Origin of the sequence: Metabacillus litoralis (assembly GCF_020524045.1) — a bacterium.
GTDB lineage: Bacteria > Bacillota > Bacilli > Bacillales > Bacillaceae > Metabacillus > Metabacillus litoralis_C.
In genome coordinates this window covers 48,735-72,225 of record NZ_JAIVKL010000012.1, presented here as the reverse complement: position 1 = coordinate 72,225, position 23,491 = coordinate 48,735, and the positions used below count along the sequence as shown (strand labels likewise).

Here is a 23,491-nt window from a genome sequence, read left to right as displayed (position 1 = left end):
GATTTCCCATAGCGTAAGCTAGTAAGATCCCTGAAAGATGATCAGGTTGATAGGTCTGAGGTGGAAGCGCGGTGACGTGTGGAGCTGACAGATACTAATCGATCGAGGACTTAACCTAAATAGAAAAGCGGAAGAAGCCCGTTTTAATCCATAGGAAATTGGAGCACTCGAGAAGAAGTCGTTAGACTTCGTAGGAGAGTGTGAAATTACCGTAGGATTTGGCTTCTGGAGCTGGACAAATAAGCGAACGCCAGTGAATTGAATTGTAAATCGTTATCTAGTTTTGAAGGAATATAAAAGTTTTTGAAAAAAGACTTGAAAATTTCTTTTAAAATAGTATAATAATTCTTGTCGCACTTGTCTGGTGATGATGGCGAAGAGGTCACACCCGTTCCCATGCCGAACACGGAAGTTAAGCTCTTCAGCGCCGATGGTAGTTGGGGGTTTCCCCCTGTGAGAGTAGGACATTGCCAGGCTGCAACATGAATTTACAAACTATAACTTAAATGGAGGATTAGCTCAGCTGGGAGAGCATCTGCCTTACAAGCAGAGGGTCGGCGGTTCGATCCCGTCATCCTCCACCAAAGATTTTTGCTTCAGCAAAATATCTTACCTTAATTAATAATCTAAACCTTTTAAGCCGGTGTAGCTCAACTGGTAGAGCAACTGACTTGTAATCAGTAGGTTGGGGGTTCAAGTCCTCTCGCCGGCACCACTTGTTTTAACTCATTTCTAAAATGAGCCATTAGCTCAGTTGGTAGAGCATCTGACTTTTAATCAGAGGGTCGAAGGTTCGAATCCTTCATGGCTCACCATTTATACACACCATGCGGGTGTGGCGGAATTGGCAGACGCGCTAGACTTAGGATCTAGTGTCCTTGTGACGTGGGGGTTCAAGTCCCTTCACCCGCACCAAAGTTTTTTCGTAAAGCGAAAATAACTTACAATATTTTTGAGAAGTTAACTTAATATATTGCGGAAGTAGTTCAGTGGTAGAACACCACCTTGCCAAGGTGGGGGTCGCGGGTTCGAATCCCGTCTTCCGCTCCAAGATGTGCCGGGGTGGCGGAACTGGCAGACGCACAGGACTTAAAATCCTGCGGTAGGTGACTACCGTACCGGTTCGATTCCGGTCCTCGGCATCTAAGTTTTTTCGCAATAGCGAAAATAAGTTTCCTTAAATTGCATTAGCACAAATAACGTACGATATTATAATGTGTGCTTTTAGTTTCATATGCGCCCGTAGCTCAATTGGATAGAGCGTTTGACTACGGATCAAAAGGTTAGGGGTTCGACTCCTCTCGGGCGCGCCATTCATTACTTTGAAATAAACCGGGAAGTAGCTCAGCTTGGTAGAGCACTTGGTTTGGGACCAAGGGGTCGCAGGTTCGAATCCTGTCTTCCCGACCATCCTTTTTCCCATTTATAACGGGGCCTTAGCTCAGCTGGGAGAGCGCCTGCCTTGCACGCAGGAGGTCAGCGGTTCGATCCCGCTAGGCTCCACCAATAATTTCAAAAAAAGATTTCCATTATGGCGGTGTAGCTCAGCTGGCTAGAGCGTACGGTTCATACCCGTGAGGTCGTGGGTTCGACTCCCTCCGCCGCTACCATTTTGGACCTTTAGCTCAGCTGGTTAGAGCAGACGGCTCATAACCGTCCGGTCGTAGGTTCGAGTCCTACAAGGTCCACCATTATCCGAATATACGGAGGAATACCCAAGTCCGGCTGAAGGGATCGGTCTTGAAAACCGACAGGGGTGTCAAAACCCGCAGGGGTTCGAATCCCCTTTCCTCCTCCATATTCTTTTTAATGTAAACACTATATCTTATTGTCGCGGGGTGGAGCAGTCTGGTAGCTCGTCGGGCTCATAACCCGAAGGTCGCAGGTTCAAATCCTGTCCCCGCAACCAATTTTCCCTTGAAATTGTACTTATTTTTTAGATAAGAATGCAAGGGTGTTTATTTTCACTACGTGAAAAAAACTTGGTCCGGTAGTTCAGTTGGTTAGAATGCCTGCCTGTCACGCAGGAGGTCGCGGGTTCGAGTCCCGTCCGGACCGCCATTAATTTTTGAAGATTAATTTACACTACTAACTTTGTATAGTGTAAAAGGGTTTCAATAAACGAGAAGGTCGAAGAAGCGACTGAGCGAACACCGGAGCGTATGTCAATACGTGAGGATGTGAGTGATGAAGCTGATGAAAAGATTCGAAGTTTAGTGGAAGCCGTAAACCATATTGGCTCAGTAGCTCAGTTGGTAGAGCAATGGACTGAAAATCCATGTGTCGGCGGTTCGATTCCGTCCTGAGCCACCTTTATAATTTAATTAATGTGTATGGCGGTTGTGGCGAAGTGGTTAACGCACCTGATTGTGGTTCAGGCATTCGTGGGTTCGATTCCCATCAGTCGCCCCATTTCGCGGGTGTAGTTTAGTGGTAAAACCTCAGCCTTCCAAGCTGATGATGAGGGTTCGATTCCCTTCACCCGCTCCAAAATGGGCCTATAGCTCAGCTGGTTAGAGCGCACGCCTGATAAGCGTGAGGTCGATGGTTCGAGTCCATTTAGGCCCACCATAAGAATTTATTCCGCAGTAGCTCAGTGGTAGAGCTATCGGCTGTTAACCGATCGGTCGTAGGTTCGAGTCCTACCTGCGGAGCCATATGGGGAAGTACTCAAGTGGCTGAAGAGGCGCCCCTGCTAAGGGTGTAGGTCGCGCGAGCGGCGCGAGGGTTCAAATCCCTCCTTCTCCGCCATATAAAATATGTGGCCCGTTGGTCAAGCGGTTAAGACACCGCCCTTTCACGGCGGTAACACGGGTTCGAATCCCGTACGGGTCATCTCTAAAACACTACAAATTTTTGTAGTGTTTTTTTTGTACATAAAAATAATAGTTTACTATACACTAGTAGTATTTTGTGTGATTTAAACGATTATTAATAAGGTATGTAATTTGTGTAAATTCTTTACTATCCAGTAGACTTCTAGGAATCCTCTCCAGTTTACTAAATGAGACAGTCATATGAAAGTTCCTCTACTTATCCCTCTATCAACTTTTAATATAGTCAAACTAAATCCTATGTAAACATTATTTCATTTCTCAAATTAACATTTTCATGTATGATTACTAATTTAATCTAAACGAGTATGTTACAGTGTATACTATATTTCTTTAAACAAACTTCATACAATCTTTTTATACCTTCCAACCCTTCAAGGATCTATTATGAAGCTAAATAGAATGATAAATGACAGAAAATAACTTTAATCTAACTACAAATTATTTAACAAAAGGTTTTACTGAAGCGTTTACATAATTTCTATTAATAACTAATCAAATCTAGAATGATAACTTATTATATTTTATATAATGTTTAAAGTGATTTAGTTTGTTTATCATCCCAACTTAGTTTATTGATTTTTTTTCTAAGAAAGCTTTTCTTTTCTTTGACTTTAATAAGTATCTTTGAAAATTTTTAACTTTTTTTCGGAAAAAACATTCTACAAATTCCAACAAAATGTCGAAGTATTTAATTATTTTAACATAATAAAGTTTTTTTGAATCTATTGTATATTTTACTAGTTTTACTGGTTTTAATACATAAAATAAAATTATTTTTAAATTAACTAATTTTACCTATAAGTCTAGTGTTATCAAGCCTTTAATTCCATTTTAGACTAAGCTAAATGATCAACATCATATTTTAAAAGGATAATAATTTCCTGTTTTTTTAGTTTCTTTGTAAGTTTGTGTCGTAAAAAAGAAACGTTTTCATTAAAGGGAATCGATAGTAACTCTTGAATAAGTAGCATAGATAATAAAGGAAAGGGTGACTTGTGTGACGCTCATATGTCCAACCGACTTTGATATTCATTTGTTTCATGAAGGGCAGTCTTTTGAGAGTTATAAGTTCTTGGGAGCACATATACAAAATAGAGAGGGTGAACTTGGTACTAATTTTTGTGTTTGGGCACCACATGCAAAAGAAGTAAATGTAGTTGGTAACTTTAACAATTGGTCTGGTCAGCAAGACAAGATGGTAAAGGTCAATGAAGAGGGAATATGGAATTTATTTATACCTTTTATCACTGAGGGAGAAATATATAAGTATGAAATTGTTACGTATGATGGTCGTGTTTTATTAAAAGCAGATCCTTATGCATTTTTTTCAGAGGTAAGACCAAATACAGCTTCCGTTGTTTGTGATTTATCACAATATGAGTGGCAGGATCAAAAATGGAAAAGAAGAAAGCGTCAAAGGCAGCCCTATGATCGTCCGATGTCTATCTATGAAGTTCATTTAGGAACATGGAGAAAGAAAGAGGACGGAGAACTATATAGCTATAAAGAGCTATCAAAGATGCTTATACCGTATGTGTTAGAACATGGATTCACACATATTGAACTATTACCTATAATTGAACATCCATATGATAGATCTTGGGGATATCAAGGAACAGGCTATTATTCAGCAACTAGTCGTTTTGGCCATCCAAAAGAATTAATGAAATTTATCGATGCGTGTCATGATGAGAACATTGGAGTTCTAATCGATTGGGTTCCTGGTCATTTCTGTAAAGATGCTCATGGTTTATATATGTTTGATGGTTCACCTACTTTTGAATATATGAACGAACATGACCGTGAAAATGTCATTTGGGGTACAGCAAATTTTGATTTAGGTAAACCGGAGGTACAAAGCTTCTTAATTTCAAATGCTATGTTCTGGATAGAAAATTTCCATGTTGATGGATTTCGTGTAGATGCTGTTGCCAATATGCTTTATTGGCCAAATTCAAATGAGTTAGTACAAAACCCATATGCGGTTACTTTTTTAAAGAAGTTAAATGAAGCTGTATTTGCGAAAGATCCTGATTTGTTAATGATTGCTGAGGATTCAACTGATTGGCCATTGGTAACCTCTCCTACCTCGTCTGGTGGTCTTGGCTTTAACTACAAATGGAATATGGGATGGATGAATGACATTCTTTCTTATATGGAGGCCTCTCCAGAAGATAGAGGTGATCTCCACCATAAAGTAACTTTCTCCCTTATTTATGCTTTTTCTGAAAATTTCATCTTGCCTTTTTCTCATGATGAAGTTGTTCATGGGAAAAAATCTCTTTTAAACAAAATGCCCGGTGATTATTGGCAGAAGTTTGCGCAATTGAGACTACTTTATGCTTATATGATTGCACATCCAGGAAAAAAATTATTATTTATGGGTGGAGAATTTGGTCAATTTGATGAATGGAAGGATCTAGAACAATTAGATTGGCTTCTTGACGATTATGAGATGCATATCAAAATGAGAGTATATTTTAAGCAGTTACAAACACTTTATCAAAAGCAAAGACCGTTATATGAGTTAGATCACTCAGAGGAAGGCTTTGAATGGATTGACGTGAACAATCGAGATCAAAGTATCTTTTCATTCCTAAGAAAAAGTCAAAAAGAAAATGATGTCCTTGTGGTTATTTGCAATTTTAAACCAGTTGTTTACCATAACTTCAAGGTAGGGGTACCGATTGATACGGAGTATGTTGAGATTTTAAACAGTGATGCAAGTGAGTTTGGTGGATCAGATCAATTAAATCGAAAAAATTTAAAGGCTATCGATGGTGAATATCATGGCAATCCTTATCACTTGTCAATGACAATTCCACCATATGGTGCTGTTATATTACGTGCTGTGAAAAAGAGAGGGGATAATAAACATGGTCAGAAAAAAGTGCGTCGCAATGCTACTAGCAGGGGGTAAGGGAAGCAGATTAAGTTCTCTTACTAAAAATTTAGCGAAACCGGCTGTTCCATTTGGAGGAAAGTATCGAATTATTGATTTTACTTTAAGTAACTGTACCAATTCTAGTATCGATACAGTGGGTGTTCTCACACAATATCAACCACTAGTTTTGAATTCTTATATAGGTATTGGAAGTGTATGGGATCTAGACCGTAAAAATGGCGGTGTGACTGTCTTACCTCCATATACAGAGTCTTCTGAGATGAAATGGTATAAAGGGACTGCTAGTGCAATCTACCAAAATATTAATTTTATTAAACAATATGATCCCGAGTATGTGCTAATTTTGTCGGGTGATCATATCTATAAAATGGATTATTCAAAAATGCTAGATTATCATGCTGAAAGAAATGCCGATGCTTCTATCTCAGTAGTTGAAGTTCCATGGGAAGAAGCGAGTCGTTTTGGAATAATGAATACTGATGAAGATATGCAGGTTGTAGAATTTGACGAAAAGCCAGCAAATCCTAAAAACAATTTGGCTTCAATGGGGATTTATATTTTTAAGTGGTCAGTATTAAAAGAGTTTCTCGAAATGGATGACCGAAATCCATATTCTAGTCATGATTTTGGTAAAGATATCATTCCATTATTGTTAGATGAAGGGCGTAATGTTGTCGCATATCCATTTAAGGGATATTGGAAAGATGTTGGAACAGTCAAAAGTCTTTGGGAAGCAAATATGGACCTATTAAATGATGAATCACTACTAGATTTATTTGATCGTAATTGGAAGGTTTATTCAGTGAACTCAAACAATCCACCACAATTTATAGCGGAAAATGCAGAAGTAACCGACTCCTTTGTAAATGATGGATGTGTCATTATGGGAAATGTTGATCATTCGGTTTTATTTCAAGGGGTCAATGTAGGTAAACATACAAAGATAAAGAATTCCGTATTAATGCCTGATGTTGTGATTGGTGAAAATGTCATATTAGAGAATGTAATAGTACCAACTGGTTTAGAGATTCCAAATGGAACCGTTATATGTCCTTCAGATTCTAATGAAGTAATTCTTGTCACTGAGGAAATTATTGATGAAATTTCTTCAGATATAGATACTTTATCAGCCAATTAACTATCGTAAATCACATATTAAAACAGGGTGCCTCTGATTTAACTAGTTTTTGATGGGGGAGATTTAACATCTTCACCACGATATAAAGGAACTACTATTTCATGTTTTCTGTTTGACAAAAAGGGGAGAATTAAATCATATGAACAGAATGTTAGGAATTATAGATGCAACAGCTTTTAAACCGGAGATTGAAGATTTAACTTTACATCGCTCTTTAGCGGCAATTCCATTTGCTGGACGTTATCGTCTGATAGATTTTGTTTTATCAAATATGGTGAATTCTGAGATAGAGAGTGTTGCAATTTTTCCGAAATATTCTTATCGATCTTTAATGGATCATATTGGTTCAGGGAAACAATGGGATTTAAATAGAAAGAAGGATGGACTTTTCTTTTTCCCATCTCCTCATTTACATAATGAGTATGATGAATTTGGGTCTTTTCGTCAGTTTTCAGATCATCAAGATTTCTTTTTAAGAAGTACACAAGAATATGCAGTAATTACAAATAGCTATACTGTTTGTAATATTGATTATAAACAAGTTTTAAACCGTCATATTGAAAACCGATGTGATATTACCGAAGTTCAAAAAAATGGTGAGTCATTGCAAATGTATATTATGTCAACAAAATTACTAATGGATTTAATCAATGATAAAACACAAACAGGCTGTAAAACACTGACAGATGTCATTTTAGAGAATCGCAAAAGCTTAACAATTTGTGATTATGAATTTGATGGTTATGCTGCAGTAATTGACTCAATGGATAGTTACTATAAACATAGTTTGGAAATATTGAATCCAGATATATGGCAGGAAGTTTTCCTTAAAGATCGTCCTATCTATACAAAAGCTAAGGATGAGCCGCCAACAAAATATGGGAAACATTCATCTGTGAAGAATTCTTTGATTGCTAACGGTTGTAAAATCGAAGGCAAGGTTGAAAATAGTATTATCTTCCGTGGGGTACATATCGGTAAGGATACAGTTATTAAAAACAGTGTGATTATGCAAAAAACAACTATTGGAGAGAATTGTTTACTAGAACATATTATTGCAGATAAAGATGTGAAGATTTTGAACACATCACAACTTAAAGGAACTGAAGAAAAACCGTTTATTTTGAGAAAGAAAACAATTCAAGGAGCGATGATGAATTCGTGAACGTATTATTTGCTGTTGCAGAATGTGTCCCATTCGTTAAATCGGGTGGTCTTGCAGATGTAGCCGGGGCTTTACCTAAGGAATTGAAAAAACTGGGTGCGGATGTAAGAGTTATTCTACCTAAATATAGTTTAATCGCTGAGAAATATAGAGGACAAATGGAGAAGGTCTCTGAAATAACAGTTCCAGTTGGATGGAGACAGCAATTTTGTGGTATTGAGACATTAGAATATGAAGGAATCACGTATTATTTTTTAGATAATGAGTACTATTTTTATCGTGATTCTTTATACGGTCATTATGATGATGCAGAGCGTTTTTCCTTTTTCTGTAGAGGTGTGTTAGATTCAATCAAAGCGATCGATTTTCAACCTGATGTGATTCATTCGCATGATTGGCATACTGGGATGATCAGTTATTTATTGAAAGAAGATTACATTCAGGATGAGTTCTATCAAAAAATGAAATCTGTATTTACCATTCATAATCTTCAATTTCAAGGGATTTTCCCATTTAGTATTTTACAAGAGCTTTTAAATATAGATCCTGAAAAATGTGCTAGTCTAGAGTTTTATGGAAACGTCAACTTTATGAAGGGTGCCATTGAGACATCTGATATTATCACAACTGTAAGCCCCACCTATAAGGAAGAAATACAGACGGCTTATTATGGTGAAAGATTAGATGGGCTTTTAACTGCAAAAAATGCTTGTTTAACTGGAATATTGAATGGTATTGATGATGAAGTATATAATCCTGAAACAGATCGGGATATTGTTGAAAACTACAGTGATAAAACTATTGATAAAAAAGCAATAAATAAAGCAGCTCTTCAAGAATTCTTTGGATTAACAGTTAATGAACGTATCCCAATCATATCAATGGTTACAAGGTTAACAAAACAAAAAGGTCTTGATTTGGTGACCCGTGTACTTGAAACACTGCTTAGTCAGGATATTCAAATGATTGTTCTTGGTACTGGAGAGAAAGAGTTTGAAGATTTCTTTAGAGAAATGGAAAATAAATACCCGACTAAATTTAAAGCATACATAGGTTTTGATGAAAAACTGGCACATCAAATTTACGCTGGAACTGATATGTTTCTCATGCCTTCTAAATTTGAACCATGTGGACTTGGTCAGTTGATTGCCTTGCGATACGGAACAATCCCAATTGTTCGGGAAACAGGTGGATTAAATGATACTGTCTTATCATATAGAGAAGATACAAAAGAAGGAAATGGATTTACTTTTAGAAATTTTAATGCACATGATATGCTTCATACAATCAACTATGCTATTGAATTTTTTAATCAAGAAAAAGTTTGGCAACAGCTTGTGCTAAAAGCGATGAGTCAGGATTATAGTTGGAGTCAGTCTGCACAAAAGTACCATGAGCTTTATCATCAATTAGTGATTAGGAGTGAAGTTCATGTTCTCTAACAGTGATCGGTTTAAGGAAAGTTTTTTAAAAAGACTTGAAAGCATGTGTGGAAAAGGGTTTGAAGAAACAACAAAGCGTGACCAATATTTAACGTTAGGGAATATGGTTAGAGAATACATTAGTAGTAAATGGATTGAAACAAATGAGCTATATAGATCCGAAAATAAGAAACAAGTTTACTATTTGTCGATCGAATTTTTATTAGGACGATTACTTGTTCAAAATTTATTAAATTTAGGTATTAAAGATATTGTTGAGGATGGATTAAATGATTTAGGAATAAATTTGGGTGAAATCGAAAATTGTGAATCTGACCCTGCATTAGGTAATGGTGGATTAGGTCGACTTGCTGCTTGCTTTTTAGATTCACTAGCAACTCTAAATCTTCCAGGTCATGGGTATGGGATTCGTTATAAACATGGTCTTTTTGATCAAAAAATAGTTGATGGTTACCAAGTAGAATTACCTGAACAATGGTTAAGACACGGAAATGTATGGGAAGTTAGAAAACCAGATGAAGCGACAGAGATATTATTTTGGGGGAAAATCGAAACGAGCTACGATAATCAAGCTTTATCCTTTAAGCATATTGGAGCTGAAAAGGTATTAGCTGTACCATATGATATGCCTGTTGTTGGATATCATGTAGATACAGTGAATACTTTAAGATTATGGAATGCTGAACCAGCAGCTTTTTCAGCAAATCAAGATATTTTATCATATAAAAGAGATACAGAAGCCATTACAGATTTCCTCTATCCTGATGATACACACGATGAAGGGAAGATTTTAAGGTTAAAACAACAGTACTTCCTAGTTTCTTCTAGTTTACAAAGTATTGTATCTTCATATAAAAAAGAGAACTCAAATATTAGACATCTACATCATTCTGTGGCAATTCATATCAATGACACTCATCCAGCACTTGCTGTACCAGAATTAATGCGCTTGCTCATGGATATAGAAGGTTTAACATGGGATGAGGCATGGAAGGTAACAACGAATACACTTTCCTACACAAATCATACAATCTTATCAGAAGCGCTTGAGAAGTGGCCTATTTATCTATTTAAACCTTTGTTGCCTAGAATATTTATGATCATCGAAGAAATTAATGAGCGTTTCTGTGCAGAACTTTGGGATAAATATCCTGGTGATTGGCAACGAATTGAACATATGGCGATCATTGCCCACGATTTAGTGAAGATGGCACACTTAGCTATCGTAGGAAGTAACAGTATAAACGGTGTTGCAAAAATTCATTCAGATATTTTAAAACACCGAGAAATGAAATCCTTTTATGATATTTATCCAAAGAAATTTAATAATAAAACAAATGGAATCACTCATCGACGATGGTTATTAAAAGCAAATCCAGAGCTAACTAACTTAATTAAAGAAGCGATTGGTGATGACTTTGTTCAACAACCAGATAAATTGATTGATTTAAAAAGACATATTTATCATCCTGCTTTAAAAGAACAGTTTGCGAATGTGAAACGAAAAAGAAAAGAAATCCTTGCGAAAAGAATTGCAGATAAAAATGGAATTCTAGTAGATATTGATTCTATTTTTGATGTACAGGTAAAAAGAATGCATGCCTATAAAAGGCAACTATTAAATGTTCTTCATATTATCTATTTATATAACCGTCTTAAAGAGGATGCAAATTACACGATCCAACCTCGTACGTTTATATTTGGTGCTAAAGCTTCACCAACTTATTATTATGCAAAAAAGATTATCAAGTTAATTCACTCGTTAGCTGATAAAGTGAATAATGATCCAAGGGTTTCAAAGGTCATTAAAGTTGTATTTATGGAAAATTATCGCGTTTCATTAGCTGAAGATATCTTTCCTGCTGCAGATGTTAGTGAGCAAATATCTACGGCAAGCAAAGAGGCATCAGGTACAGGAAATATGAAGTTTATGATGAATGGTGCATTAACAGTAGGCACACTCGATGGAGCAAATATTGAAATTATGGAAGAAGTCGGGAAAGATCATATCTATACCTTTGGGTTAACAGCTCAAGAGGTACTAAATTATGAAGAAAATGGTCGTTATCGATCTATGGAATATTATCATCATGACTTAAGAATTCGTCAAGTTGTCGATCAATTGACAAATGGATTTTTCTCTGAAGATGAAGGGGAGTTTGAATCAATAAAAGATTCATTACTTGTACAAAATGATCAGTATTTTGTTCTGAGGGATTTTGCATCTTATATTGATATCCAAGAAAAGGTTGGCGTTGCTTATCAGCAGCATGATAAATGGTTAGAGAAAGCATTAATTAATATTTCACATTCTGGTTTCTTTTCTAGCGATCGAACGATTCAGCAATATGCTAAGGATATTTGGAAGATTGATCCGATGGCAGTTAGAGTCTAATAGAAAATTTAGTAGGAAAGGTAATTCATTCATGCGCTGTGCGCTTCGGTGTTTCACCTTCCGCCTTTTGGAAGAATTGCAGTCTAAAATCCATGTTGCAAGATATAAACCATAAAAAAGATAAGAAAACAGTTCTTAGTAAAAATCGAGTATAAAATCGCTGTGATGATTTTATACTCGAGCTATGTTAACAATTTTAGGCTTAGTAAATGGTGAAAATTATTAGTCTAATAACCTACCAAGCCCTCCAAGTACACTACCTTCTCCACGTGAATCTCCCCCAGCAGATGGGGCGCTAGCAATAACACGATCCGCTAAGCGGCTAAATGGAAGTGTTTGAATCCATACTGTACCAGGTCCTTGGACAGTTGCAAAAAACAGTCCTTCTCCACCGAAAAATGCTGATTTAATTTTTCCAACATATTCGATATTATAATCTACTTCTTTACTAAGTGCGACAAGACAGCCAGTATCGATACGTAGTTTCTCACCTGGTTGTAAGTCTCTGCGAATAATTGTTCCACCAGCGTGTAAAAATGCTAAGCCATCTCCTTCAAGCTTTTGCATAATAAAACCTTCACCACCAAAAAAGCCAGTACCTAATTTCTTTTGAAAATCAATACCAATTGAAACACCTTTAGCAGCACAAAGGAAAGAATCCTTTTGACAGATTACTTTTCCACCTTGTTCACTTAAATCTACAGGAATAATTTTTCCAGGGTATGGAGCAGCAAAAGAAACACGCTTCTTTCCAGCTCCGGTTTTATTTGTAAAAACAGTCATAAACAAGCTTTCCCCTGTAATAACACGTTTTCCTGCACCTACAAGCTTTCCTAAAAATCCCTTTTGATTATTGTCACCATCTCCAAAAATGGTTTCCATATCAATACCATCTTCCATCATCATCATTCCACCAGCTTCAGCAACAACACTTTCATTTGGATCTAATTCAATTTCTACACATTGCATATCATCTCCATGCAATACGTAATCAATTTCATGTGCGTTCAACTTTATCCCTCCAAATATGTAGATACCATTAAATTCGCTAAAAGAAACAATTTCCCTTCTTAATTAATAAATAATAGGTATTTTCGTAAACTTTATTGTTTTAAGAATCTCATTTGATTTGAAACATCTCTATCTAAAGATAGTGGCATTTTTTCTTCTAAAGATTGTCTCTTTGAAGCGATGATACACTTGTTCAATCAGATAAAGATGTTAATTCCTATAATATTCCAAATTTGAATAAATGGAAGAGGCTGTGACATAAGTTTTAAAACTAATGATAAACCCGAATTATTAGGTAAGATATCAATTAATCATTCGCCTAATAATTCGGGTTTTTATTTACTTTTTTGATTTTGTATACTATTTTTAAAAACTAGTGGAATGGAGCGAAAGACACTACTACGGGAATAGAGGAAAGGCTAAGACCTAAGCAGGCGTAGCTGAGGAGGCTTAGCTTCCTCCCCGGAGAATGGAGTGTCTGCACCGCAATGAAACGAACTTGTTTCTTCAACTTAACTGATTTAGATTTATTCGTCTTTTTGAATAACTTCTTTAATTATGTCCCAGTTATGCCTTATCTTCAGTATACGGGTCTTTTTCATAAGGTGGTAAATCACCAAATGTTGTCATAAGTCCTTCTTCATCTAACATATCCTCATACTGTTCATGGAGCTGTGAAGGAAAAATAGTTATTTCCTTCCCTTCTATATCAGTACCAATGAAGTTTTCATAATCCTCAACATATCCGTCTGGTTCATCTGATTCCATATAAACATCATTATAGTGATCTTGTGGATTGGAAAGATCAGATGGTGTTTCGGAAGAGCCAAAGCTATTGACAATTTGATAGGCGTCTTCTGCATCAAATGCAACATTTTCGTCTTGTTCATCATAATTAAATTTTCCAAAAGGTGGCATTAACACACCTTCTTCAACAGGTCTGTTGTGTGAAACAACCTGCTCTGGTGCATGCTCTTTACAGGTAGTAGCTGTCGGAATCACTTCAAGTCTTTCAAGAGCAATATCAATTCCGCATACCTCACATTTTCCATAAGTTCCTTTATCAATTGCCTGTAGAGCTCTCTCAATATCAGCAAGCTCTTCTTCTGTATGTTCATTAAGTGCAATATCTTTTTCACGCTCATATAATGCAGTAGCATCATCAGCTGGATGATTATCATAGCTAGAAAGCTCACCAATAGATTCATGTGGATGTGATTCCTCTAGCCCGAAATGTCCTGTCATTTCAAAGCGTTGATGAATTTCTTGTTTCATTGATGAAAGCTGTGAACGGAAGGTTTCTACTTGTTGTGAATTAAGCATAGTATTGATTCCACGCTCCTTCCTATATTCTCGTTCTATACCTATTATGAGCAGTTTAAGGCAAAACATGATTGTTAAAAAATGTACAAAAAAACACGGAGGAAATATCCGTGTTTTTAAATAAAATGACTTATTAATAAACCGAGTGCAAGTAAAAATCCAAATTGAATATTCGTTTGAGCAGTTGCTTTCATTGCTGGCATCATTTCTATTGGTTGAGTTTTGCCAATAAATTGTTTTACTGCCGAATAAGCTTTTGGTATGCTCAGGAGAACAAGTAATGACCAAAAACTTGTAAATCCTATAAATAATAAAACAAAAATGATAAGGTATGAAGTGATAAACATTCCTGCTAGGAAAATAATTGAGTTTCTTTTTCCTAACAATATTGCTAACGTTTTTCTACCGTTTTCTTTATCACCATCAAGATCACGAATATTGTTGGCTGTTAAGATTGCTCCAACTAATATGGCGATTGGAATTGAGATCAAGAAAACTTTCCCTGTAATGGTTTGAGTTTGGATATAGTAGGCTATTAATACAATAACATTACCCATGAAAAATCCAGCTACAATCTCACCAAATGGTGTGTAAGCAATGGGAATAGGTCCACCTGTATAAAAGTAACCGGCTAACATACAAATAACACCAACAGCTGCTATCCACCAAGATGACATGAAACATATATAAATTCCAATTAATGTTGCGACAAGAAAAAAGGCAAAAGCTAATTTCAAAACTGTTTTTGCTTTAATTCCATTTCGTACAATCGCACCACCAATTCCAACAGATGCTTCTGTATCTAAACCACGTTTATAATCAAAGTACTCATTAAACATATTTGTCGCTGCTTGTATTAAAATAGAAGCAATAAGCATTGCGATGAATAATGAGAGCTTTATGGATCCTTCATGCAAAGCGATCACAGTTCCAATTGTAACAGGAATAAAAGCTGCTGATAAAGTATGTGGACGAAGAAGCATCCACCAAACTTTCCAGCCTGTTTCCTTGTTAACAGAGGAAAGGTGCGGCGATGTTTGAGGTTGCATACGATCTCTCCTTTTTTTAGCGAAAAACAAAAAGTTCATAGAAACGACTCCATAACATAGTTTAGAAAAATAACCTAAGGGTGTCAATGTTTTTTCATATTGTCATTTTAGCTTATTATTACCAGTTGTTCCTATAAAATCAGTAATTGTTCGATACGTTTTCATTTTAATCCTGTTCTTCAAGATATATAATAAGGATATAAAACGATTTTTAGTCTTATTTATTTAAAATGACTGTTTTCTTAAACCTTGCTGCATTTTATATTAGAAGTTAACAGTAATGCATAAAGTCTAGTCATAACTTTCTTAAATATTATGGTCTCTTTTATGTGATAATAAATAGTTCTTAACACATAATTAGTGTCAAACAGTGAAAAACTTTTCAAAATAGAGACTTAAAAATAGATACTATTGACACGCCTTCTTGCTAGGTGTATCTTTATAAAAGCAATTTTTCGGTGTCGGGGGGATAAGCTTGATAACAACTTTGGATCATACAATAAAAGAATTAATACAACAATCATTGGAAGAGGCAAAGCAAACGAATCAGTCGGTCATCGTAAGTCGCATAAGAGAAGTGGATGCAATTGACCCCCTACATTTCTTAGCTTCTTGTGAAGAACTTTTTTTGGGAGAACGGTTTATTTGGTCAACACCTGAACGTGACTTTACATTAGTAGGTGTTGGAAATGAACTTATTTTAGAAAATAACTATTCTACAACTGAACGCTTTTCGGCAATTGAAAAAGAATGGAAGCGTTTTAATAAAAGAGTTATACATGATAAAGACAAAGAAAGACAAAATGGAACAGGTCCACTTCTTTTTGGTGGATTTTCATTTGATCCTATAAAAGAAAAAGATCCATTATGGGACGCTTTTTCTGAGGCAAAATTCATGTTACCAACAATGATGGTGACAATAGTAAATAATAAAACGTTTCTTACAGTGAATAAATTGGTCACACCACATGATGATTTATTATCTTGTTTAAAACACTTTGAGCAGTCATATTCTCTAAACATATCTCATTATCAAATAGATTGTGAAAAGGTTAACGAATTTTCAACAATTGAATATAAAACATCACAATGGCTTAAAGCGGTTGAAAAGGCTACAAATGATATTCGTTTGAAAGAAATGGATAAAGTTGTTTTAGCCAGAGAAGTTCACTTGAAATTTACTGATAAGGTAAATCCTTATCAAGTGTTAAGTCGACTGCAGAAAGAACAGCCGACAAGTTTTGTTTTTGGTTTTGAAAATGGCTTGCAGCATTTTGTTGGGGCTACACCTGAACGTTTAATTAAGAAGCAAGACAATGAAGTGCTTTCTACATGTTTGGCCGGATCAATTAAAAGAGGTAAAACAAAAGAACTTGATATCGAACTAGGAGAACAACTGTTAAGTGATGCTAAAAATTTAATTGAACATGATATTGTTGTAAAGATGATTAAAAAAGCATTAACGAATTGTTGCTATGAGGTGATTTCACCAAAATTGCCAACACTTTTTAAAACAAAGAACATTCAACATCTTTATACTCCTGTTAAGGGCTATGTTCAAAAAGGCTATTCATTGCTTTCAATAGTGGAAAAGCTTCATCCTACACCTGCTCTTGGTGGTTTTCCAAAAGAAAAAGCAATTGAAAAGATTAGAGAGCTAGAACCAATGCATAGAGGCTGGTATGCTGCCCCTATAGGTTGGCTAGACGATGAAGATAACGGAGAATTCGTTGTGGCTATCCGCTCAGGTTTAATCGAAGGTCATAATGTAGCGCTATTTGCTGGCTGTGGAATTGTCGAAGAATCTAATCCGAAATCTGAATACCTTGAAACAAAAATGAAACTAAAACCAATGATGTCTGCGCTAGGAGGGATAGATAATGAGTGAGGATTCATTTACACGCTATGTAGCCAGTTTTGTTGATGAACTTTCACGAGCAGGAGTTAAGCAGATTGTGATAAGTCCTGGGTCTCGGTCTACTCCTCTTGCAATGTTAATGTTAGAACATCCAGATTTAACATCATATATTAACATAGATGAAAGATCAGCAGGCTTTTTTGCTCTTGGCTTGGCCAAGTCAGGGAAAAAGCCTGTAGCCTTACTATGCACATCAGGTACAGCTGCTGCAAATTATTATCCAGCTATCGTTGAAGCACATTATTCAAGAGTTCCATTATTAATCTTAACTGCAGATCGACCTCATGAGTTAAGAGATGTCGGAGCTCCACAGGCGATAAATCAAATTAATATGTATGGAAACTATTCAAAATGGTTTGTTGATCTTTCATTACCAGAGAGTAATGATGACATGCTTAGATATTCTCGGACAATAGCAGGAAGAGCCGTTGGAATATCAAGTACAAATCCTCAAGGTGTTGTTCATTTGAATTTTCCGTTTAGAGAACCACTAATTCCTAATCTTAAGTTGCAAAACTTATGGGACACACATGAAAATAGAAAGAATTACTTACATACAACTGCTGGAATAACTTCATTGAGAGAAGAAGATATTCAATCAATCGTTGAACTCTTTGAAAGTGAACAAAAAGGAATCATCATATGTGGTGATAATCAAAAAACATCATATACAGAAGAAGTGCTTCTACTTTCAAAATGTTTAAGTTACCCAATATTAGCGGATCCACTATCACAGATGCGCGGAGGGAAACATAATAAAAATGGAATCATTGATAGCTATGATACATTGTTAAAGTATCCAGCTATTGTAGACACTTTAAAACCTACGATTGTTATTCGATTTGGTGCTATGCCAGTGTCAAAACCTTTAATGAAAATGCTGAAAAATAATCCTGATATTAAGCAAATTGTTGTTGATTCTAGTGGTGAATATCGAGATCCAACTTTAAATTCTTCACACTTAATTTCCTATGAAGAAGAGTTATTTTGTAAAGAGTTGATTAAAGTACTCCCTAAACGGAATACATCAAGCTATTATGAAAAATGGGTTTTATCTCAGTCAATTCATGATCATACAATAGAAGAAAGTCTAGAAAATATCACAGAACTCTTTGAAGGGAAAGTTGTACAAGCTCTGCAAAAAGCTCTTCCTAATCAATGTAAATTGGTTGTTGGAAACAGTATGCCAATACGTGATCTTGATACCTTTTTTAGGAATACATTAAAGGATATTGAATTTTACTGTAATAGAGGTGCTAATGGAATTGATGGGGTCATTTCAACTGCATTGGGTATTAGTGCAGATCAAAGTAAACCTACCTTTCTTTTAATAGGAGATTTGTCTTTTTATCATGATTTAAATGGACTGTTAGCAGCAAAAATGAACAAGCTGAATCTTACCATTATTTTAGTGAATAATGATGGAGGAGGTATTTTCTCATTTTTACCGCAATCATCTGAAGAAAAACATTTTGAAAGACTATATGGAACGCCAACTGAATTAGATTATTCAAAAGTTGTTGACATGTACGGTGGAGATTTTAAAAAAATTAACAGTTGGGAAGAATTCCAATCTTATTTTGAACAAACGTGGTCTAATAAAGGGTTGAAAGTTCTCGAAGTTCAAACAAACCGAAACACTCGTGTCAAAGTTCATCGGGAATTGTTAGATCATGTTTCCCAGGAAATAAGAAAAGTGTTGAACGATGAAAATTAGAGGTATCGAATATCATGTTGAAGTGACAACAAACAACGAGGATGCTGATACCCTTGTTCTTCTTCATGGATTTACAGGATCAACAAAAAGCTGGATAGAAGTGGTGAAAGAATTTCCATCTTACAACATTTTACTAATTGATATTATCGGTCATGGGGAAACTGAGAGTCCTCTTGATTCCTCAAGGTATACTATGAAGGAAGTGGTTGAAGATATAGTAACGATATTGGATAATCTTCACCTTGATCGCGTATATATGTTAGGCTATTCAATGGGAGGAAGATTAGCGCTATCATTTGCTACAGCCTACCCAAAGCGAGTAAAAAGATTGATTCTTGAGAGCAGTTCTCCAGGAATCGATGATTCTGTCTTAAGAGAAGATCGTAAGCATGCAGATCAGAAGCTAGCAGAAGAAATTACTAGAAAAGGTATAGTAGAATTTGTGAACAAGTGGGAAAACATTCCCCTGTTTTTATCACAAAAGCGACTGCCTGCTGAAAAAAGGGAAAGAATAAGAAAGCAAAGATTAAAAAATTCACCCGTAGGTTTGTCTAATAGCTTAATGGGTATGGGAACAGGCACTCAACCGTCTTTATGGACTAAGCTTTCATGTTTGAAAATACCTGTACTCATACTATGTGGAGAGCAAGATAAAAAGTTTTGTGAAATAGCAAAAAAGATGCAAAATCTACTAGAAAATTCTATAATTAAAGAAATAAATTCTACAGGTCATGCAATTCATGTAGAACAACCTCATTTTTTTGGTAAAATAGTAAATGAGTTTCTAAGTAGTAGAAATGATCTTTTTGAATAGGAGGAAATAGAAATGGCAATTGAATGGGTTTCAGAAAGAAAGTATGAAGAAATTCTTTATCAAACATATAATGGTATAGCAAAAATCTCAATTAATCGTCCTCATGTACATAATGCATTTACTCCAAAAACGGTAATGGAATTAATTGATGCATTTGCTTATGCTAGAGATGATCAAAACGTAGGCGTAATCATTTTAACAGGTGAAGGTGGAAAAGCGTTTTGTTCAGGTGGAGATCAAAAGGTTAGAGGTCATGGTGGATATGTTGGAGACGATCAAATTCCACGATTAAATGTTCTAGATTTACAAAGATTAATTCGTGTTATTCCAAAGCCTGTTATTGCTATGGTTGCAGGATATGCTATTGGTGGCGGTCATGTTCTTCACATTGTTTGTGATCTAACAATTGCAGCAGATAATGCAGTGTTTGGACAAACTGGTCCAAAGGTTGGTAGCTTTGATGCTGGTTATGGTTCAGGATATCTAGCGCGTATCGTAGGCCATAAAAAAGCGCGTGAAATTTGGTTCTTATGTAGACAATATAATGCACAAGAAGCATTGGACATGGGATTAGTTAATACAGTTGTACCATTAGAAAAATTAGAAGAAGAAACGGTTCAATGGTGTGAAGAAATCCTAGAAAAAAGTCCAACAGCTATTCGCTTCTTAAAAGCAGCATTTAATGCTGATACAGATGGTCTTGCTGGTATTCAGCAATTTGCTGGAGATGCTACATTGCTCTATTACACAACAGATGAAGCTAAAGAGGGACGCGATGCATTTAAAGACAAACGTGATCCAGACTTTAAGCAATTCCCACGTTTTCCTTAAAAATATGTCATTGGTAAAGCACGTGGTAACTTGCTGTTAGTCAATTGGTAAAGCTTTTAAAGATAACCAATCAACAGGTGAGTAAGCATAACCAAAGACAACAAAAAACAGCTTGATGATACAAACTCATCAGGCTGTTTTTATTCATGTTTGGAGGGCTAATAATGGATCAATCTATGCCTAATTGGTTAAAACAACGAGCAGAATTAACACCCAAGAGATTAGCAATTAAAACAAAAACAAAAGAAATTACATACGGACAACTTTATGAAAATGTTCAACAACGAGTTAATTACTTTTTATCTATACATATTCAAAAAGGACAACATGTTGCGGTATTAATGAAGAATAGTATTGAAATGATCGAAACAATTCATGCGCTTTTTGCAATAGGTGCAACTGCTGTTTTATTGAATACACGCCTATCTAATCAAGAATTAGCATGGCAAGTTACTGATGCAGAAGCTACCCACTTAATATGTAATGAAGATTTAAAACATAAAGTTGAAGAAATTGATCGGGCTTTACCAATTATTATAAGTGAGCAACGATCTACTAAAGAAAAATCAGTAGGTAATGTAAATGCTGTTCAAGACTATACATTTAATCAGGTCGCAACAATTATGTATACTTCTGGAACAACAGGTAATCCAAAGGGGGTATTGCAAACCTTTGGTAATCACTGGTCTAGTGCAATAGGATCTGCGTTAAATCTAGGTTTGCAGATGAATGATCGATGGTTATTAGCAGTACCTCTTTTTCATATTAGTGGTCTATCCATCACCATTCGAAGTGTGATATATGGTACAAGTATTGTATTACATGAACGTTTTGATGCGAAGAGTATGAATGAAGCCATATTAAACGAAAAAGTAACTATTGTATCAGTTGTAACAACGATGCTGCAACAAATGCTAGAACATCTAGGCTCCAAAAAATACCCATCAAGCTTTCGGTGTATGTTAGCTGGAGGCGGTCCTGTTCCTAAATCAATTCTGACTCAATGTATTGACCGAGAGATACCAGTTTTTCAAACATATGGTATGACGGAAACGGCTTCACAAATTGCAACATTGTCACCTGAATATAGTCTTGAAAAATTAGGATCAGCTGGTAAGCCGTTATTTTCATGTGAAATCAAAATCGAGAAAAATGGTAAGGAATGTAGGGCAAATGAAGAAGGAGAAATTCTTGTTAAAGGACCAAATGTGACAAAAGGCTATTGGAATAGACAAGAAGCTACAGCTGATTCGCTATCAAACAACTGGCTTCATACGGGTGATATAGGATTTAAAGATAAAGATGGTTTTTTATTTGTTCTAGATCGGCGATCCGATTTAATTATTTCTGGTGGAGAAAATGTGTATCCTGCAGAAATTGAAGCTGTTTTGTTGTCACATCCCTATGTCACTGATGCAGGTGTAATAGGGATGATCGATAATAAATGGGGAGAGGTTCCTCATGCATTTGTTGTTTTGAAGGAGCAAATTAGCAAGGAAGAATTACAGAATCATTGCTCTAAACATTTGGCATCATATAAAATACCTAAAGAGATCACAAGGATGAATGAGCTTCCTAGGAATTCTTCAAATAAATTACTTCGTAGAATGCTAAAAGAATCATTAAAGGATATGAGATATGATAAAAATTAAACAAGTCATATTACATACGATTACTCAAAACTTAAAAACTCCATTTACTTCGAGTATTGGCCATGTCACAAATCGTGAAAGCATACTTGTTGAAGTAATTGACGAAGAAGGATTTACAGGATGGGGTGAGGTAGTTGCCTTTTCTACACCATGGTATACAGAGGAAACAATTTTTACTAGCCTCCATCTTTTAAAAGATATATTAATTCCTTTAATTGTGAAACAGACTATAAATCACCCAGATGATTTACAGAATATTTTCAAGAAAATAAAACGTAATAATATGGCTAAAGCATCTATTGAAGCAGCAATTTGGGATCTTTATGCCAAAAAACAGAAAATATCACTATCAATGGCTTTGGGCGGCACAAAAGAAGTCATTGATTGTGGCGTAGTTATTGGAATTTCCTCAACACCAAACATGATTGAGCAAATTAGTTGTTATGTTGAGGAAGGATATAAACGTTTTAAAATTAAAATTTCTCCAAAACAGGATATTAAGATCATTGAGGATATCAAAAAACATTTTCCTAACTTACCTTTAATGGCAGATGCTAATTCTGCTTATACATTAAAAGATGTTGATAGACTAAAAGAGCTTGATCAATTTCAGTTGATGATGATCGAACAGCCACTTGGATCAGATGATATTATTGATCATGCTAAGCTTCAAGAAAAACTAAAAACGCCAATTTGTCTTGATGAAAGTATTGTGAGTAGTGAAGATGCAAAACAGGCAATTGAATTAGGAAGTTGTAGAGTGATTAATATAAAACCAGGCAGAGTAGGTGGATTAACTGAGTCCAAGAAAATACATGATCTATGTCAAAAAAGAAGTATTCCTGTTTGGTGTGGTGGGATGTTAGAAACAGGTATATCTCGTGCCCATAATATTGCTTTAGCATCATTAGCTAATTTCACAATTCCTGGGGATATTTCTTCTTCCACAAGGTATTGGGAAGAAGATCTTGTTCAACCAGAAATCAAAGCAGAAAACGGGATGATAAATGTCCCAAAACAAATAGGTATTGGATTTAAGGTGAATATGGAAGTTATTAAGAAACTTCGGAAATCTTTGATAATCATTGATCCTGATGATATAGAAAAATGATTTTTGGCTGAAAAATTGCTTATAAAATTGAATTTTCTTTAAAACCAAAATTGAATTTTATATTATATATTTCTGACCAAAACTCGTTTTTATCGATTAGTAAGTTTCCCTTACAGCGAATTATAATGAGTAGGAAGAAGAATCTTTTTCAAAAATAATGAAATAAGTTTCTCTTTCTGCTCC

At 35.5% G+C, this 23,491-nt stretch carries 14 protein-coding genes, 21 tRNA genes and 2 rRNA genes; 34 read left to right on the top strand and 3 right to left on the bottom strand.

From position 1 onward, the window contains the following. The 28 genes from LC076_RS17050 to LC076_RS16915 form a co-directional block, all read left to right on the top strand. A 23S ribosomal RNA gene (locus tag LC076_RS17050) occupies window positions 1-118 on the top strand; the annotation flags it as partial. A gap of 242 nt (window positions 119-360) precedes the next feature. Next, window positions 361-476 (top strand): 5S ribosomal RNA (gene rrf, locus LC076_RS17045). Between the two features lie 32 nt (window positions 477-508). Further along, window positions 509-584: transfer RNA gene (locus LC076_RS17040), tRNA-Val, on the top strand. A 55-nt stretch (window positions 585-639) separates the two neighbouring features. Then, window positions 640-715: transfer RNA gene (locus tag LC076_RS17035), tRNA-Thr, on the top strand. Window positions 716-739: 24 nt separating this feature from the next. Next, a tRNA-Lys gene (locus LC076_RS17030) sits at window positions 740-815 on the top strand. A gap of 14 nt (window positions 816-829) precedes the next feature. Then, window positions 830-915, top strand: a tRNA-Leu gene (locus LC076_RS17025). Window positions 916-975: 60 nt separating this feature from the next. Next, window positions 976-1,050, top strand: a tRNA-Gly gene (locus tag LC076_RS17020). 6 nt (window positions 1,051-1,056) lie between these two features. Continuing rightward, window positions 1,057-1,142, top strand: a tRNA-Leu gene (locus LC076_RS17015). A 94-nt stretch (window positions 1,143-1,236) separates the two neighbouring features. Then, window positions 1,237-1,313 (top strand) — tRNA-Arg (locus tag LC076_RS17010). A gap of 20 nt (window positions 1,314-1,333) precedes the next feature. Further along, window positions 1,334-1,410, top strand: a tRNA-Pro gene (locus LC076_RS17005). A gap of 20 nt (window positions 1,411-1,430) precedes the next feature. Next, window positions 1,431-1,506 (top strand) — tRNA-Ala (locus LC076_RS17000). 27 nt (window positions 1,507-1,533) lie between these two features. After that, a tRNA-Met gene (locus LC076_RS16995) sits at window positions 1,534-1,610 on the top strand. 4 nt (window positions 1,611-1,614) lie between these two features. After that, a tRNA-Ile gene (locus tag LC076_RS16990) sits at window positions 1,615-1,691 on the top strand. A 14-nt stretch (window positions 1,692-1,705) separates the two neighbouring features. After that, window positions 1,706-1,798: transfer RNA gene (locus LC076_RS16985), tRNA-Ser, on the top strand. A 34-nt stretch (window positions 1,799-1,832) separates the two neighbouring features. Then, window positions 1,833-1,909: transfer RNA gene (locus tag LC076_RS16980), tRNA-Met, on the top strand. 75 nt (window positions 1,910-1,984) lie between these two features. Then, window positions 1,985-2,061: transfer RNA gene (locus LC076_RS16975), tRNA-Asp, on the top strand. Between the two features lie 176 nt (window positions 2,062-2,237). Further along, window positions 2,238-2,310: transfer RNA gene (locus tag LC076_RS16970), tRNA-Phe, on the top strand. A 26-nt stretch (window positions 2,311-2,336) separates the two neighbouring features. After that, window positions 2,337-2,412, top strand: a tRNA-His gene (locus tag LC076_RS16965). Between the two features lie 4 nt (window positions 2,413-2,416). After that, window positions 2,417-2,490, top strand: a tRNA-Gly gene (locus tag LC076_RS16960). Between the two features lie 4 nt (window positions 2,491-2,494). Next, a tRNA-Ile gene (locus LC076_RS16955) sits at window positions 2,495-2,571 on the top strand. 11 nt (window positions 2,572-2,582) lie between these two features. Further along, window positions 2,583-2,657, top strand: a tRNA-Asn gene (locus LC076_RS16950). 3 nt (window positions 2,658-2,660) lie between these two features. Beyond that, a tRNA-Ser gene (locus tag LC076_RS16945) sits at window positions 2,661-2,751 on the top strand. Window positions 2,752-2,763: 12 nt separating this feature from the next. Next, window positions 2,764-2,835, top strand: a tRNA-Glu gene (locus LC076_RS16940). 999 nt (window positions 2,836-3,834) lie between these two features. After that, on the top strand, window positions 3,835-5,757 hold the full coding sequence (gene glgB, locus LC076_RS16935) for a 1,4-alpha-glucan branching enzyme (protein WP_226670291.1): 1,923 nt from the start codon (window positions 3,835-3,837) through the stop codon (window positions 5,755-5,757). Beyond that, a complete protein-coding gene (locus tag LC076_RS16930) occupies window positions 5,714-6,880 on the top strand; it encodes a glucose-1-phosphate adenylyltransferase (RefSeq protein ID WP_226670290.1) in 1,167 nt (388 codons plus the stop codon). Before glgB ends, LC076_RS16930 begins: the two co-directional genes overlap by 44 nt. A 139-nt stretch (window positions 6,881-7,019) precedes the next feature. After that, window positions 7,020-8,045 carry a glucose-1-phosphate adenylyltransferase subunit GlgD gene (glgD, locus tag LC076_RS16925; RefSeq protein WP_226670289.1) on the top strand — a complete coding sequence of 342 codons (1,026 nt, stop codon included), beginning with the start codon at window positions 7,020-7,022 and terminating at the stop codon, window positions 8,043-8,045. Further along, window positions 8,042-9,487: a glycogen synthase GlgA gene (glgA, locus tag LC076_RS16920; RefSeq protein WP_226670288.1), complete on the top strand. Its 1,446-nt coding sequence runs from the start codon at window positions 8,042-8,044 to the stop codon at window positions 9,485-9,487. The genes glgD and glgA overlap by 4 nt, the downstream gene beginning before the upstream one ends. Beyond that, window positions 9,477-11,882 (top strand): glycogen/starch/alpha-glucan phosphorylase, encoded by a 2,406-nt coding sequence (locus tag LC076_RS16915; protein ID WP_226670287.1) that lies wholly within the window; start codon window positions 9,477-9,479, stop codon window positions 11,880-11,882. Before glgA ends, LC076_RS16915 begins: the two co-directional genes overlap by 11 nt. 222 nt (window positions 11,883-12,104) lie before the next feature. Here the strand turns inward: LC076_RS16915 and LC076_RS16910 are convergent, their stop codons facing one another. The 3 genes from LC076_RS16910 to LC076_RS16900 all read right to left on the bottom strand — a co-directional run bounded on the left by LC076_RS16910 (window position 12,105) and on the right by LC076_RS16900 (window position 15,265). Beyond that, the gene (locus LC076_RS16910) at window positions 12,105-12,893 is read right to left on the bottom strand and encodes a TIGR00266 family protein (protein WP_226670286.1); all 789 of its coding nucleotides are present in this window, start codon (window positions 12,891-12,893) and stop codon (window positions 12,105-12,107) included. Window positions 12,894-13,460: 567 nt separating this feature from the next. Continuing rightward, window positions 13,461-14,216: a TraR/DksA C4-type zinc finger protein gene (locus LC076_RS16905; RefSeq protein ID WP_226670285.1), complete on the bottom strand. Its 756-nt coding sequence runs from the start codon at window positions 14,214-14,216 to the stop codon at window positions 13,461-13,463. A 116-nt stretch (window positions 14,217-14,332) separates the two neighbouring features. After that, window positions 14,333-15,265: a 1,4-dihydroxy-2-naphthoate polyprenyltransferase gene (locus LC076_RS16900; RefSeq protein WP_226670284.1), complete on the bottom strand. Its 933-nt coding sequence runs from the start codon at window positions 15,263-15,265 to the stop codon at window positions 14,333-14,335. Between the two features lie 475 nt (window positions 15,266-15,740). On the opposite strand from LC076_RS16900, the gene LC076_RS16895 reads away from it, so the two are divergent. The 6 genes from LC076_RS16895 (at window position 15,741) to menC (ending at window position 23,308) form a co-directional block, all read left to right on the top strand. Beyond that, window positions 15,741-17,153, top strand: coding sequence for an isochorismate synthase MenF (locus LC076_RS16895; protein ID WP_226670283.1), 1,413 nt, complete (start codon window positions 15,741-15,743; stop codon window positions 17,151-17,153). After that, window positions 17,146-18,900, top strand: coding sequence for a 2-succinyl-5-enolpyruvyl-6-hydroxy-3-cyclohexene-1-carboxylic-acid synthase (menD, locus tag LC076_RS16890; protein ID WP_226670282.1), 1,755 nt, complete (start codon window positions 17,146-17,148; stop codon window positions 18,898-18,900). Before LC076_RS16895 ends, menD begins: the two co-directional genes overlap by 8 nt. Next, window positions 18,890-19,714 carry a 2-succinyl-6-hydroxy-2,4-cyclohexadiene-1-carboxylate synthase gene (gene menH / locus LC076_RS16885; RefSeq protein ID WP_226670281.1) on the top strand — a complete coding sequence of 275 codons (825 nt, stop codon included), beginning with the start codon at window positions 18,890-18,892 and terminating at the stop codon, window positions 19,712-19,714. Before menD ends, menH begins: the two co-directional genes overlap by 11 nt. 12 nt (window positions 19,715-19,726) lie before the next feature. Beyond that, window positions 19,727-20,545, top strand: a complete 819-nt coding sequence (menB, locus tag LC076_RS16880; RefSeq protein WP_146950797.1) for a 1,4-dihydroxy-2-naphthoyl-CoA synthase — start codon at window positions 19,727-19,729, stop codon at window positions 20,543-20,545. 164 nt (window positions 20,546-20,709) lie between these two features. After that, window positions 20,710-22,197, top strand: coding sequence for an o-succinylbenzoate--CoA ligase (locus LC076_RS16875; protein ID WP_226670280.1), 1,488 nt, complete (start codon window positions 20,710-20,712; stop codon window positions 22,195-22,197). Then, the gene (menC, locus tag LC076_RS16870) at window positions 22,184-23,308 is read left to right on the top strand and encodes an o-succinylbenzoate synthase (protein WP_226670279.1); all 1,125 of its coding nucleotides are present in this window, start codon (window positions 22,184-22,186) and stop codon (window positions 23,306-23,308) included. The genes LC076_RS16875 and menC overlap by 14 nt, the downstream gene beginning before the upstream one ends. Window positions 23,309-23,491: the final 183 nt, after the last annotated feature.